The sequence below is a fragment of the Streptomyces sp. NPDC093261 genome (assembly GCF_044753645.1).
Taxonomy (GTDB): Bacteria; Actinomycetota; Actinomycetes; order Streptomycetales; family Streptomycetaceae; genus Streptomyces.
Genome location: NZ_JBIVNO010000031.1, coordinates 12,839 through 27,300, shown reverse-complemented (window position 1 = coordinate 27,300; position 14,462 = coordinate 12,839). Strand labels below are relative to the sequence as shown.

The window sequence follows — 14,462 nt, the reverse complement described above, 5'->3', positions numbered from 1 at the left end:
GCGCACACGAAGGGGGCGCCCGGTGACCACCGGGCGCCCCCTTCGTGTGCGGTCGCCGCCGGGCCGTCTACGCGATGTGGTCCTCCTCCAGTTCCGCCGTGTGGCGGTTGGTGAACCGGTTGACCATGCGCTTGGCATCCTCCGCGGGGAGGGTGATGCGGAACTCGGCCTCGACGTTGTCGCTGAACTCGCGCGGGGTCGGGTAGCTGCCGTTGATCGACTGCTTGAAGACCTGGTAGTACGACTCCTCGTCCGGCTCCGGGGTTCCCCCGCCCTCCCCCAGCTCACGGGTGCGGTTGCCGGTGACCGGGATGGGGAAGCTGCCGGTCTCCTCCGAAGAGGGCCCCTGGGACTGCTCCGGGACGGGGGCCTGGTACTGCTGCGGCTGGTCCGGGTACGGGGCCTGGTACTGCTGCGGCTGCTGCTCCTCGTACCACTGCCAGTGCTCTTCCTCGGGCTCGTAGGAAGGCTCCGGTTCGAACGAGGGGTCATAGCCGCCGTGGTATTCCGCCTGCGAGGGGGTGGTGAACCAAGGGCTCTGCTCGGGGTCCGGCTCGGGGACCGGCTGCCCGGGGTTCCGGTTGCCCTCGAGCTGGGGGCGCTGCTCGCCGGCGGGCGCCCGTCCCGGTGCCTGGGCGGCACCGGCGGCGGCAGTGCCGGCGGCCGCCTGGAGCGGCGGCGCCGGGGGTATCAGCGCCGGTTCTATGCCCGCCGCCGCGAGCCCCGCCCCGGCCGTCTGGGCCAGCGGTACGCCATAGCGGGCGAGCCGCAGCGGCATCAGCGACTCCACCGGGGCCTTGCGGCGCCAGGCTCGACCGAAGCGGGAGCGCAGGCGGGCCTGGTAGACGAGACGTTCCTGCTCCAGCTTGATGACCTGGTCGTAGGACCGCAGTTCCCACAGCTTCATCCGGCGCCACAGCAGGAACGTGGGAACCGGGGAGAGCAGCCAGCGGGTCAGCCGCACGCCCTCCATGTGCTTGTCCGCCGTGATGTCCGCGATCCGGCCGATCGCGTGGCGCGCCGCCTCGACCGCGACCACGAACAGGATCGGGATCACCGCGTGCATGCCCACGCCCAGCGGGTCCGGCCAGGCCGCCGCGCCGTTGAACGCGATCGTCGCCGCCGTCAGCAGCCACGCCGTCTGGCGCAGCAGCGGGAAGGGGATGCGGATCCAGGTCAGCAACAGGTCCAGGGCCAGCAGGACACAGATGCCCGCGTCGATACCGACCGGGAAGACATAACTGAAGTTCCCGAAGCCCTTCTTGAGGGCCAGCGCACGGACGGCCGCGTACGAGCCCGCGAAGCCGATCCCGGCGATGATGACGGCACCGCTGACGACCACGCCGATCAGAACCCGGTGCATCCGTGTCAGCTGCAGTGGCCCGGCCACTGTATTCCCCTCCCGTTGCGTGTTGTTGCGCGCAACAGGGTGGCACACGCCCGCGGCGCTCGGGCGGCCGGTGTGGCGGTAGCCCGGTCCGCACGGGACCGGGCTACCGCGACATCCCTGGTGGCGCGGGCAGTTGCGGCGCCGTCCGGGTCAGCTCTTCTTCGAGGCCGACGCGGATGGGGAGGCGCTCTTCGACGGGCTCGCGGACGCGCTCTTCGACGGCGAGGGGCTCTTCGAGGCGCCCTGCGCCGGGGACGAGCCCGACCTCGCACCGTCGTGGTTCGCCGCCGCCACCGAGGACACGGCCTCCTTGACGGCCTTCTCCGCCGCCTTCGCCAGGTCGTCGGCGTCCGGGGTCTTGTCACCGGCCAGTCCGGCGCCGTTGTAGTCGACGGTGATGACGACGTTCTCCACCCGCGCCACGATCGTCTCCTGCCTGAAGGCGCCTTCCTTCTTCGTCAGGTCGTAGCGCACCGCCGTCGCCTGGTCGCCCGCCCCGGCGACCGGCGCCGACTTGGTGTTCTTCGCGCCGTCCACGGACTGCGCGTCCTGCACCTGCCGGCCGTAGTACTCCTCGGCGAGCTTGTTGCCCGTGCCGCGTGCGGCGTCCGACGCGAAGCGCAGCAGGGAGACGTTCAGCCAGCGGAACTGGGAGCCCTTGACGCCGTTGTTCTGGAGGCTGCTCCACGAGCAGCTCGAACGCGTCCCCGCGGCATCCGACGTGCCCTGCTTGCCGGACTTGACCCCCTTGGGCACAAGGTCGCCCAGGGTCTTGTCGGACAGCACGGCACACGGCTTCGGCAACGTGGTGTACGCGGCGGGCTGCACCGCGTTCCCCGAGGCGCTCTGCGAGGGCTTGGCGTCGGCGGTGTGCTGCTCCTGCGCCTGCGGCTTGGCGTCGCCGCCCGAGCCGGAACCGGAGTCCGAGGAGCAGCCGGCGGCGACGAGCACCGCCGGAACGGCCGCCGCGCAGACGAGGAGGCGGCGCAGGCGTGCGCCCGTCCCACTGCCGCCCTGAACGTTCTGAACGCGCTGAACGCCCTCATCGTGCTGCTCTCTCCCCCGCTGCCTGAACGGTGTGGGAGGTACCCCCATGTCTCGCTGTGCAGGTCGGTGCATGGTTCCTTCACTCAATGACGCTCGTGGTTCGTGCGGTCGGATCGGGTCCGAGGGGCCACGGTACGCGGTGGGGACGCATGCGGTGCGGGATTCGGTTCCCCCGCGGGGGCGGGCGACGGGGGTGCCTCAGCCGAGGGAACCGGCCAGCTGCTGGGCCAGTTTCCGGGCCTTGTCCTGCATGTCCTCGCTGCTCGGGGCGATTCCGGCAGCGGCCGGCTGCTCGTCGTACTCGATGGTGACGATGACGTTGGACGTGCGGAACACCACAGTCACCGTGCGCTGCTGGGAGGTGCTGAGCTGGTCGTCGAGGAACGCCTCGTCGCCGAGGTTGTCGAGCGTGCGGGGCTGGAGATCGGCCTCGGTCTCGTCGGCGGACGGGCTCCCGGAGACGGGCGCGGAGGCGGAGGGGGGCCCACCGGCGTGCGGGCTGCTGCCGCCGCTCGGGGAGGCGGAAGGAGAGCCGGAAGCGGAAGCGGACGCGGAGCCGGAGGCTGAACCGGAAGCGGAACCGGAGCCAGAGGCGGGAGCGGAACCAGAGGCCGAACCGGAAGCGGAACCGGCCTCAGGGAGCCCTGCGGCCCGCTGCTTGGAGTCGTAGACCTCATGGGCGCGGTCGTCGTCGCTGACCGTGTTGTCGTACGACACCACCCGCTCGAAGTCGACGAACAGATGGTCCGTGGCGGTCGCCGACTCCGACTTCCAGCGGCAGCCGGAGCGGCGGTCGTTGTTGTACGTCAGCGCGGCGTCGCCCTGGTAGGCGTTGTCACGCTGCCCCTGGTCCGCTATCTGCCGGATGCCCGGCAGCAGCGAGTCGAGGGTGTTGTGGCTCACCGCGCCGCAGGCGTCGGAGAGGGAGCGGTACTTGCCGGGCTGGGCGGCGGTGGCGCTCGCGGTGGAGTCGCCCGCCTTGGAGTCCTTCGCCGCGCCACCGCTCCCGGAGCCCGAGGTGCAGGCGCTCAGCAGGGCCGCGAGGAGCACGGCGGCGCCCGGTACGTACGCCTTCCGCTGCACGGTGAGGGTCCTCTCGACGGTTCCGTGGGCGTGCGGGGCCCCTGGTTAATCGGTTGCCGCCCTCGGCGGCTCCCTGGAGACAATGTCTATCGCACGCGCTGCCGTGGACGCCGGTCCGTTGTCCCATACGTCGACCTTGGCGCCGGTTTTGCGATCAGAGACTTATGTTCAAATCCGGGGGAAAGAGGCTGATATGTCGTATGTAGAGGTGCCGGGCGCCAAGGTCCCGATCCGTATGTGGACGGATCCGGCGACGGTCGAGGACGCCGCGATGCAGCAGCTGCGGAACGTGGCGACGCTGCCGTGGATCGAGGGCCTCGCGGTGATGCCGGACGTCCACTTCGGCAAGGGCGCGACGGTCGGCTCGGTGATCGCGATGCGGGACGCGGTGTGCCCGGCGGCGGTGGGCGTGGACATCGGCTGCGGCATGTCGGCGGTGAAGACGTCCCTGACGGTGAACGACCTCCCCGGTGACCTCACCCGTCTGCGCTCGAAGATCGAGCAGGCGATCCCGGTGGGACGCGGTATGCACGACGACGCCGTGGACCCGTGGCGCCTCCACGGACTGGCCACCGCCGGGTGGGACGACTTCTGGGGGCGGTTCGACGGGGTGGCGGAGGCGGTCAGATTCCGCGAGGAGCGCGCCACCAGGCAGATGGGGACCCTGGGCAGCGGAAACCACATGATCGAGCTCTGCCTCGACGAGGCGGGGTCGGTCTGGCTGATGCTGCACTCCGGGTCCCGGAACATCGGCAAGGAGCTGGCCGAACACCACATCGGCGTGGCCCAGAGGCTTCCGCACAACCAGGGGCTGGTCGACCGCGACCTCGCCGTCTTCGTGGCGGACACCCCCCAGATGGCGGCCTACCGGAACGACCTGTACTGGGCTCAGGAGTACGCCCGGTACAACCGCATGATCATGATGGCGCTCCTGAAGGACGTGGTCCGCAAGGAGTTCAAGAAGGCGAGGCCGGCCTTCGAGCCGGAGATCTCCTGCCATCACAACTACGTTGCCGAGGAGCGGTACGAGGGCATGGATCTGCTGGTGACCCGCAAGGGCGCCATCCGTGCGGGGGCCGGCGACTTCGGGATCATCCCCGGCTCCATGGGCACCAGCTCGTACATCGTGAAGGGCCTCGGTAACGAGAGGGCGTTCAACTCGGCGTCGCACGGCGCGGGTCGGCGCATGAGCCGCAACGCGGCGAAGCGCCGCTTCACGGTCCAGGACCTGGAGCGGCAGACGAGGGGCGTGGAGTGCCGCAAGGACTCCGGTGTGCTGGACGAGATCCCGGGTGCCTACAAGGACATCGACCAGGTGATGCAGCAGCAGAGCGACCTCGTCGAGGTGGTGGCGAAGCTGAAGCAGTTCGTGTGCGTGAAGGGCTGAATTCTCGGAACCTTGAGGTGTCTCCAACCTGGTGGCTCTTCCGGCATGCCGAAGGCCATAGGAATGGAGCGAAACCTGTCTCCTTCGCGGTCGTTCTCCGAGTTGGTAGCCGCTGCTGTGCAGCGGCGCCGTCGGAGGAGACTGGAGGCAAGAACGTGGTGCCGAACATGCGATGGGTTGGGGGGAGAGGCGAGATGCCTCTCGCCCCAACCCGTACCACTCTCGGGCAGTGGGCGGGGTGAACCGGGTTCGGGTCTGGCAGTCCAAGCACGGCTGGAACGCTGAGGTCGTGCAGCGGGCCCTCGGGGTTGACCCGCTTCCCGCGGAGTCCGTCATGTCACCGGTCCTGCTCATCGACGGCCGTGTCGAACCGGACGCCTCACAGTGGCTAGCGGAGGTCTGGGGTCGCACCGGCGGGACCAAGACCGCGCCGACGTACGCCGAGGCGCTCAGAGGCTTCGCCGATTTCCTTCTGGACCGCAATGCCACGCTGCGCGGGGCAATCCGCGAGCACGTGGTCGCCTACGTGAACCACCGGACCGTGGACGCCGCGACACGCGTGTCGGGCAATACCTGGCAGATCGACCGGCGCGCGATCAAGCAGTTCTACTTGTGGCTGCGCGAGACCCACGGCATCGCCTTGCCGTTCACCCTCGACCGGATCCCCACCGCTCGAGGCAGCGTGGAGTCCATGCGTGAGGGGCGCAACGTCGCCCGTGTGGCTGCGGCGGGCACCCCGCTCACGCCCGCCCAGATTCCCTACCTGCTCGCCGCTGCCTGGCGACTCGGCCTCGGCGGCGTCATCGGTGACAGCCTCACCGCGCCTCGAGACGCGGCCGTCATCGGCCTCGGCCTGGCCTGCGGAGCCCGCGCCAACGTCCTCGCGCACCTGACTATCTGGGAAGTCCCAGACCCGAATCAGCAGGGCGACCTCATCGAGATGCGAGTCCCGGCGCTGGTCAACAAGAACCGGCGCGAGGTCCGCCTCCCCGCCTTCCGCACCCACCTGAAGCATGTCTGGGACTACGCCAATCCGCAGCGCGGCTCACGTCGTGCCCTGCTCCGCCGATGGCGCCCGGCCGACCCGATCCAGGTCGTCCATGCGACCCCGCCAGGCAGCCGTTCAGCCGCAGGGGTCACCACGAGCGATGGCCGATTCCTGCCCTTCAACGACATGACCAACGACGACCGGCGCAGGTTACTCACCCCTGGCGGCGAGCCGGCGACGCTGTTCCTGTCCGCGACCAGCGGCGGGCCGATGGCCGCGACCAGCGTCGGGGAGATCACAGCCGATGTCTCACGCCGAGCAGAGGCCGTGGCCGAACAGGACGAACGCTGGTTCCCACACGTCCACACCCACGATCTCCGGCACACCTACGCGACTCATCTGGCGGCCGTGTTCCTGCTCGGCGACGTCACCGCCGGCCGTGACCTTCACGGCGAGCGCCCCCGCCTAGACGTCGCCTCGGCCGTCAAGATGGCAAGCGTAGGTCTGGGGCACCTCGACGAGGCCACGACGCACCTGTACATCCAACAGGTCGGCCTCATGGTCGCAGCCGGGTACACCACCAGCGACTTCCTGGGACGGACTTAATGCCCACGCGCTCCGACCGGCACGTACCACGTCGCCGGACCGCCGGCGACGGCGGCGTACACGTGCACTTCATCACCGAGGCGACCACCGACGATCAAGGTCGCATCACCGTCCGTACGCGCGGCAGCGTAGATCCGTGCATCTTCTCGCCCCTGCCCGGAGAGGCCGGACGTCAACTGACCCAAGCCGCCCTGGACCGCCTCCACGTGCACGGCGGCACGTGGACCTCATCCCAGACGCTGGAGAATCAGGTGCACGCCGCGCGGCGTTTCCTCGACTGGTTGGGAAGCCACAGCGGCGTTGACGACTTGGCCAGTCCGGACTTCACCCCCGCCGACGCATGGCAAGGAGTACTAGCCAGCAACCGGCGTCCCATCCGACAGCGCAACTTCCGCAGCTTTCTCGCCGACACGCTCAAGTTGCTCCGACCTGACGGCGAGGTCTTCGCCTCCGCGTTGTACGGCCGAGCCCTGCCCGTCGAAGTCGCGGACGTCCAGGGCTACGCCCCACAGGTCGCCAACGCCATCGAAAAGGTGGCTCGGCGACGTATCGGGGACTGGTACCAGCGCCACCGAGCCGCGGTGCGTCAGGCGCTCGGTGGATTGCCCCGGGACTGGCTGCACCGATCCGCCACCGAACTCTTGGTGAGTGGGAAGGAGTCGGCCTTTGTGGTCGGCAGCGCCGATCTCGCGGCGGCAGCCGCCCTGCTCAGCCTGATCGACAACAAGGGGCCGAACTGGTCGGTCATCGTCTCCTACACCGCCGATTCGGTGGAGCGTGCCGGTGACGATGCCGCTTTCGCTACTGGCGTCAAGGCGCGCAATCGGCGAGTGCAGCGCAGCCCCGCCCCGGCCGGCGGACTCTTTTCCTACGGCGGGCTCTTGGAGTTTGTCACTGCGGCGACGCGCGTCGCACGGCACCTGCGCGACGACGGCAGCGACTTCGCCCGCTTACTTTTCGTGCCCACCGAAGGTAGGCGTGTGATCGACTCTGAACACGTTCGAGCCTGGTGGGATACGACTGACAGGGCCTGGCCTGACCCCGCTGTGCCGCGCCCTCGGCGACTCCATTTTCAACGGCTACGCAAGGCCGCGCTGCTGCGTAGCCGACGGGAACTCGGCCTGCCGATTGTCGGGCAGTCCCAGCGCACCGCTCGGCTGTATTTGGCCGATGCCTTGCCTGACGTCTTGCTCATTCCCGGGCTGCTGGACGTGCAGAACAGTGTGACTGAGTACTGGCGCGGGCAGACAGTGCACATCCCGACCCCAGATGAGCTGGAAGCCGCGGAAGAACTTCGCCGTGCGCCCGCCGTCCTCGACGTTGGTGTCGCCGCCTGCACCACGAACGGGCAGTCGCCGACCGACCCGGCAAAGCCGTGCGGACTGGGACCCGTGGCCTGCTTCGTCTGCCCTAACGGCTACCGAACGCCCGAGACCATCCCAGGCCTGCTGGCCGCCGTGCAATTCACCGACGGCATCAAGCAGCACTCGCCACAGGAGTGGCTGGCTGGCGAGGCTCCCGTGTTGCACCGGCTTGCCAGCGAGGCCCTCCTCCAGTTCCCCCGCCCACTCGTCGCCGCTGCCAGCCAAACGGACGTCGACAACGCCCGAGCGCTCATCGCCTGTGTCTACCTGGAGGGTCGCCGCCGTGACTGACGCCACTGTACGGACATTGCCGGTACAGGGAGCTGTTCCGACGCTGCCGCTGGGTACTGACCTGCGGTCGCTCATCCCCGAGTGCGACCAGGTCTCCCACCCCATTCGCTACGGGGATCGGCGCTGGGAGTTCGAGGGCTACCCGCTGGTCAACCAGACCGTCCGTTACATCGACTTCTCAGCGGTGCCCGCCCGCTGGCTATACACAGTCCAGGACTGGCTGTTGCTACGACTCAACCCCATCCTGGCCCGCACAGGTGAGTCCGGGCTTGACACCACAGACGTCATGGCCGATTCGGCCGCGGCCGAGCGGAGGCTGCGAGTTCCCAGTGGCATGGCCTATGTGCATGGCCTGGGCGAGAGCCTGCGCGTGCTGGACGGCCTGCCCCCGCACCTGCGTCCGGACTACTGGCAGACCTTCGCGCAGCGGCTACGCGTGTCCTGGCCAAAGGCGACCGCCAGTAGTCTGGCCGGATACGCCCGGCCGCTCACCTCGGTATGGCGCTACCGGGGACTCCTCCGATTGCCGCAGGACCTCTTCGGCGGCCGTCCGTTCGATGGCCAGACCGTCGAGTCGCTGTTCGGCGTTCCCGACCGACTGGCCAATCGTGTCGGCCCCGACGCCGGCCTCTGTGGCCCGCTGCTCGGCTTGTCGCTGTGGATGCTTGACCACATCGCCGACGACGTGATTGCCCGCCTGGAGGTGCTTGCCACCGTCCCTGACCGCAGCGGACTACCACGCGAGGAGCAATATGCAGCGGTCCGGGACCTGCTGCTGCAATACGAGGAGACCGGGCGCCCGCTGCCCGGCATGCCCCACCTCCGCGGGGGTGGCCTCGCGCCGGGCTGGGCCGTCTTCACTCGGCTCGCTGGCGTGGACCGCGCACTGTGCTCCAACCCAAAGTTCACCGCTGCACCGGTGTGGGAGCGACTCAAAAGAACCCGCGCTGTCGACGCGGCCGAGGACGGCTTCGCGCTGCCCATCGCCACCGTCCCGACACTCGACGGCGAGCGTGTCCGCTGGGTGGACTCCTTGCCGCCGACCAAGTTCAAACTCGGACTCGACCACTGGTCCTCGGCACTCGCCTACGCCTGTGCCCTGGTCATCACCATGCTGACCACTGTCCGGGAACGCGAACTCGCTGCGCTGCCCCATGACTGCCTGCGCCAGGGCAGCTACGACCGAGGTGACATCAAGGTGCCCGTGACATACATGCGCGGCTACTTGGTCAAGAACCGGGACGAGCCGCAGCCCGCCACGTGGGTCGTCGCCGACGACGTCGTGCGCGCCGTCCATGTGCTGCACCGTCTCAAGACCGCACTCCGACTCGAGCCGCGGCTCCACCCCCTCACTGGCACTGAGGTGCTGCTGCACCCCGGCCTCGGTCGGAGCCTGACCGGCGACAAGAAGGCCGAGACACTCACGCTCGCCTACGGGTGGCTGCGCTGGTTCAGAGCTTCGGGCGCGCATCTTGCCAGTCGGGGACTCGTCCCAGCATTGCCGGACTTGCCGGCCTGGCTGGCACACCGAACGCTCCGCATTACGGCCATCGACGCATACGCCAGTCGGGAGTACGGCGACGCGCTGGCCGCACGCCAAGCCCACTGGTCCAGCCGCCGCGTTGCCGAGGGCTATCTCGCTCACCTACCCCGCAATGTCTTCCTCGCTGACCCGGGCGCGATCGCCGAGGCGGGCGATCAGGCCCGTGTCACCGCCCTGCTCGAGGCGGCCGCCGATCTCCAGACCGACCCCGACGCCTTCGCCGGCAAGGGCGCACACCGCCTCTCCCAGTTCCTCGACGACTCCGGTGCCACTTCCCTTGCGACAGGCCCGGTCACCCAGAAGCAGGTCACGGCCCTCGCAAGGGAGAGCCAGGGCAAGATCTTCGTCGGCGAGCTCACCTTCTGCGTCTTCGGCCCGGGGGGCCTGTGCGGCAGCGAGGCAGAGGCGGACTTCACCCTCTGCCGCCCCGGTGCATGCGGCAACTCGGCCACATCCGTCGCCCACCGGGCCCGCATGGAACTGCGGCGCCGAGCTTGGTCCCGACCGGGCGTGTTCGACCGGGCCCGCCGAAAGATCGAGCAGGACAATCCAGGCCTCGCGGCAGAGTTTGCTCACCTCGACGACGCCGCCCTGCGCCACCTGCTGTTGGACACGCTCCCCACGCGGTACGCCTCCGCCGCCCGAGGAGCCGCCTCCGACGCCACCGACAAGGCAGACGAGCCCGGGGAGACACCGTGACCAGCGGCAAACTCGCAGAAGCCCTTCGGGAAGCCCTCGACGGAGACTCCCTACCAGTGCCGCTTCAAGCGGTCATCGCGTCAGTGGTCATGTGCTCGCGCGGGACGGCACCGACCCGCCTCGGCATGAGCAAGATTGCTGGCTACTCCCACGGCAGCGCCGCCACCCACTACGCCGGCCTCCTTGACGTACTGCTGGCGAAGATGCCGCACATCGTCGCTGACATGACGAGCGACCCGATCGACCCGGCAGCGGCCGCCCGGATGCGGGACGCCCTGGCACAGCGTGACCAAACCATCGCCGACCTACGCAAGGAGATCGCGACCCTGGCCGAGCTGAACCACCACGTACAGTCCTATGCCATCGCCCTGCACGAGCGACTGCGCATGGTCGCGGACCCCAGCACCCTCGCCGAGGCGCGGGTGCTGTCGCTGCGGCCGCTACCTGACGACTGAGCCACAGATGCAGCCGCACTCGGCCGGGCCGCCTCGGGCACGGCGGACGGTACTGAGCCCGTCAGGATGCTTCAGGCGGAATCCAGCGGAAAATGGCTATCGGATCCTCCACAGGCACCAGCACCACCTGACTTCCTGGGTCCGCTTGCCGCTCCGAGTCCGCCTTCAGTTGCACGCCGGGTGAGTAGAACTGTCGCAACCCGAGGTCGAGCACTTCACCGCCGATGGACACCGTCAGCGGTTGATGGACGATGAAGGCACCCGGCAGGTTAGCCAAGAGATCCTGTGGCGGTTCCTGGTCGGTCGTAAACGCCAATTCACTCCACGGCACGCGCAACTCCTCTCCCCGCAGCAGATGCGCAGCCTCCAGCCATGTCTCAAACTCTTCGACTGGCCGCCCAAGCAGGGGCGGGACACGGATAGTGCGGCCTGCAGCTCGCTGGATCTCCAGCAGTGCTTCGACGATGTCGCGCTGGAGCACAGCACCGAGGTCGCGGGCATGATCGATCGGCATCGGTCCCTGAGTAGGCTGGGGCCGGTAGGGGTTATGGACCGTAAGCCGGTTCGGCGCATGGAAGTGAGCCACGAATTCCGCCCCTGCACGCACGCTCTCCAACCGCTTGCCAGCCAGGTCGCGGGTGCTGGTCGTGATGTTGATCTTCTGTGTCGTGAGGTTGAGTCGCAAGGTGACGTCGAATACCTCACCGATCTCGACGCCATGCAGTACGGCACCGACCCCGGTCGCCCCGGTTGTGCTGGACGTCAGTACGACGAGTGTGCTCGCCAGTTCCTCCCCATCCGGCGCAGTGATGGTGAACTGAACTTCCTGGGGGGCCGTGCTCGGCTTTGGATTAGCAGTGATCTTGAGCAGCGCTGATGTGCCGGGAGATGGGGAGAGGCCGCCGGGAAGGTCGGCGGTCAGGTCAAAGTTCTCAGCCGGCAGGACAAGGTCGGTTCCGTAGTCGCGGAAGTCGAGCACGTCCTGCTCAAGATCACTACCCTGGGGTACGTGGATGTTCAGGGACAACGGAATGGGGCGGACACTCGGAGCGTCGGCGAAGCGGGCGCGCACGGCGATGGCCACCGAGGGGTTTGTGTCGAGCGCCTGGCATACGAGCATGAGGCGCTCAGGGTCGAATGCGTTGGGCTCGAGTGGCCGCTCTGTCACGTGCAAGTCGTATGAATAGTGCGGATCGTAGCCGTTGATCTGCTTCGACAAGGTGGTCAGCGTCTTGCCTGCGTCGGCTGCGCTGAGCGGTTCGGCCCCGTCGGTTGCCCCGCTCTGCTGACGAACGAGCGCGGTGAGGTCGGCGACCGCGGCCTGAAGGCGTTCTTTGCCGCCCCGCAGGTAGTAGTCGACGACGTCAGGGAACTCGGAGACGAGCCCTTCTACGAAGATGAGGCCGCGCCAGCCCACCGTCACGTCGGGCAGGGTAGGCAGACCTTGCAGCCACTGCAGGTTCTCCTTCGTCGGATCTAGTGGAGTCACGAGGTCCCATCGGGAGACCCGGACCCCCTGCGCTTGAGCGTATGTGGTCAGGCGTTTCAGTGACTTCTCGATCTGCGTCTTCTGGCTGGCCTTGAGGTTCTCAGCGAACTTTTTGACTTGCAGGACGTGGTGGCTGCCGTCCGACTGCGGGAGCAGGAGGTCAATTCCGCCGTCCCCTCGTGAAGGCCTGATGCGGACGCAGTCCGGATGCCGTCGGGACAGCAGGACGGCAACGACCTCTTCTACCTCTTCACCGCTCAGGCGGGTCCACTCAACTCTCGACACGAGACCACGCTAGAGCCACCCACTGACAACAGTGCCCCAAAGCCTCTGAGCTGGACTTCAGCCAGCGTGCGGTCATGACGTGGGCATCTCAGCCGAGCAATGGACTCGTGCCGCCTACAGTCGACGGCGTCAGCCGCAATGGCCAGTCGTCCTTGCTACGTGGGCCGCCGTGTGACCGGGGAGCGGGATCAGCGACGACGGACAGCTCCGGTGCAGGACCACTCCACCAATGAAGCGGCGAGGTGCACGGCCATCTTCGCTTCTTCGGTCGACTAATCCCGGGTGGCCTGTAGGTTGCCGTGGCGGCTCGTCTGGCTCGGGTACCGTCACTCGGTCCCTCCGCATCTTCCCAGCTCAAGGCCGATATGCCGCAGCGGGGAGGGACTGAAGGGACTGAAGAATGGAATAGTATGAGGAGATGCGCATCTTGCCCCGTTATTCCCGGCCGGAGGGTACCGCAACGGTCGCAACGTCCGATTCGTGCCGACAGTGAGCCGGGATAGAGCGGTCAGGTAATCGACCTTGCGGCGAGGCGGGCAGCCTCGCTCGGTCGAGCTTCAGCGACGAGCAGAGACGAGTATGCCTCTAATAAGGGACCGGTCGAGCTCTGATATCGGCCAGTGGTGGCTTGTCTCCGCTCTGCTGTAGAACTGTCGGGGCGGATTGAAGAGGGGGCGCGCGATGGCCAGCGGCGTTAGGTACGGCAGCGGGGACAACGCAGTCTTGTGCTGGGTCCTGTTCAACCTGTGGAAGCAGCGGTGCTACTGGTGTGGGCGGCCCGCGGACTTCAACATTATCCAGATCGACCACATCCTTCCGAAGGACGCCGGCGCGAAGCGCTTGGAAGAGCTCAAGATCGTCTACGGCCTGCCCGCGGACTTCGACATCAACGACCCGCAGAACCTCGCCCCGTGCTGCTCTGGATGCAATGGACCACGAGGTAAAGGCAACGACGAGTACGGACCCGTCCCTCGCCTGCTCACCCTACTGAAGCGGGCTCGCAGGCTCCGGCCGATGGTGATCAAGCAGGTTCAGAACTTCGGCAACTCGATGACGGTCGCTGGGCACCTGCTGGCAGTGGGCAGGGCAGACCTCAAGGACAAGAACATTAGACAGGCATTCGAGCAGTACGCACCTGCAGTTGCGCAGAAGTTGGCGCTGTTGGACGTATCAGGAATTGACGTCGCGTCTTTTCGGACGGTCGAGGTCATGCTGGGCGGCGGTGCGGATTTCCTTGATGTAGGTGTCTCGCTCAACGCCCGAGGGCGTACGGCGGTGTCCGTTCTCAAGGATCTATGCGGCTGCGAACTCGATGGCATTCTCCAAGAGCGGATCCCAGAGCTGCTGCACATGATCCGTGAGGACGTCCGGGCAAGGTTCGAAGCTGGCTACGGGCCATCTGGGCCGGTCACCGCGGCCTGGCCGACAAGCGTGTTCACAAGGGTCGACGTCGACTCGATCGACTACGCGAACACCGGGGAGTCGGTCGAGTTCACCCTCAAGGGCAACTTCGAGGAGAGTCTGTCCACCTCCCTGGTCCAAAGCAGCCCCGACGGTAGCGCGCTCGACGATCTGCAGGGTGACGCAGTGGTCTTGGGTACGTTCTCGTTCGTCGTCAGCTGGCACTTCTCGGAACCCGAAGAAGTCGATACAGGCGAATGCTGTATCGACTCGCAAGAGGTAGACATCCACCCCGTGGCTTACGCCAGGAGACGCCCGGTGTAAGCCGGCGGGCGCTCGTGGGGTGGTCAAGCTGCACTGGACCGACGCATGGTCGCGCCGCTGACTGTTCTGATGCTGCGCATTTGTAGGGCACCAGGGGATTACCACGAGGA

10 protein-coding genes are annotated in these 14,462 nt (G+C 67.6%); 6 read left to right on the top strand and 4 right to left on the bottom strand.

What is annotated here, in order from left to right:
- Positions 1–67: 67 nt before the first annotated feature.
- The 3 genes from ACIP94_RS36420 to ACIP94_RS36410 all read right to left on the bottom strand — a co-directional run bounded on the left by ACIP94_RS36420 (position 68) and on the right by ACIP94_RS36410 (position 3,520).
- Positions 68–1,363, bottom strand: coding sequence for a DUF2637 domain-containing protein (locus ACIP94_RS36420; protein WP_402435850.1), 1,296 nt, complete (start codon positions 1,361–1,363; stop codon positions 68–70).
- A 177-nt stretch (positions 1,364–1,540) separates the two neighbouring features.
- Positions 1,541–2,485: a DUF3558 domain-containing protein gene (locus ACIP94_RS36415; RefSeq protein ID WP_402435765.1), complete on the bottom strand. Its 945-nt coding sequence runs from the start codon at positions 2,483–2,485 to the stop codon at positions 1,541–1,543.
- 150 nt (positions 2,486–2,635) lie between these two features.
- A complete protein-coding gene (locus ACIP94_RS36410; protein ID WP_402435762.1) occupies positions 2,636–3,520 on the bottom strand; it encodes a DUF3558 domain-containing protein in 885 nt (294 codons plus the stop codon).
- A 193-nt stretch (positions 3,521–3,713) separates the two neighbouring features.
- Between ACIP94_RS36410 and ACIP94_RS36405 the strand changes: the two genes are divergently transcribed.
- From ACIP94_RS36405 to ACIP94_RS36385, 5 genes are all read left to right on the top strand, one after another.
- Complete coding sequence (locus ACIP94_RS36405) at positions 3,714–4,907, top strand: RtcB family protein (RefSeq protein WP_402435759.1); 1,194 nt, start codon at positions 3,714–3,716, stop codon at positions 4,905–4,907.
- A gap of 238 nt (positions 4,908–5,145) precedes the next feature.
- The gene (locus ACIP94_RS36400; RefSeq protein WP_402435756.1) at positions 5,146–6,501 is read left to right on the top strand and encodes a hypothetical protein; all 1,356 of its coding nucleotides are present in this window, start codon (positions 5,146–5,148) and stop codon (positions 6,499–6,501) included.
- A gap of 62 nt (positions 6,502–6,563) precedes the next feature.
- Positions 6,564–8,156 (top strand): hypothetical protein, encoded by a 1,593-nt coding sequence (locus tag ACIP94_RS36395; RefSeq protein ID WP_402435754.1) that lies wholly within the window; start codon positions 6,564–6,566, stop codon positions 8,154–8,156.
- Entirely contained in the window at positions 8,149–10,398 is a 2,250-nt protein-coding gene (locus ACIP94_RS36390; RefSeq protein WP_402435751.1) for a hypothetical protein, read from the top strand. The genes ACIP94_RS36395 and ACIP94_RS36390 overlap by 8 nt, the downstream gene beginning before the upstream one ends.
- A gap of 125 nt (positions 10,399–10,523) precedes the next feature.
- The gene (locus ACIP94_RS36385) at positions 10,524–10,853 is read left to right on the top strand and encodes a hypothetical protein (RefSeq protein WP_402435748.1); all 330 of its coding nucleotides are present in this window, start codon (positions 10,524–10,526) and stop codon (positions 10,851–10,853) included.
- 61 nt (positions 10,854–10,914) lie between these two features.
- On the opposite strand, the gene ACIP94_RS36380 is transcribed toward ACIP94_RS36385, so the two are convergent.
- Positions 10,915–12,627, bottom strand: a complete 1,713-nt coding sequence (locus tag ACIP94_RS36380) for a hypothetical protein (protein WP_402435745.1) — start codon at positions 12,625–12,627, stop codon at positions 10,915–10,917.
- 681 nt (positions 12,628–13,308) lie between these two features.
- Here ACIP94_RS36380 and ACIP94_RS36375 point away from each other — a divergent pair.
- Positions 13,309–14,352 carry an HNH endonuclease gene (locus ACIP94_RS36375; protein ID WP_402435742.1) on the top strand — a complete coding sequence of 348 codons (1,044 nt, stop codon included), beginning with the start codon at positions 13,309–13,311 and terminating at the stop codon, positions 14,350–14,352.
- Positions 14,353–14,462: the final 110 nt, after the last annotated feature.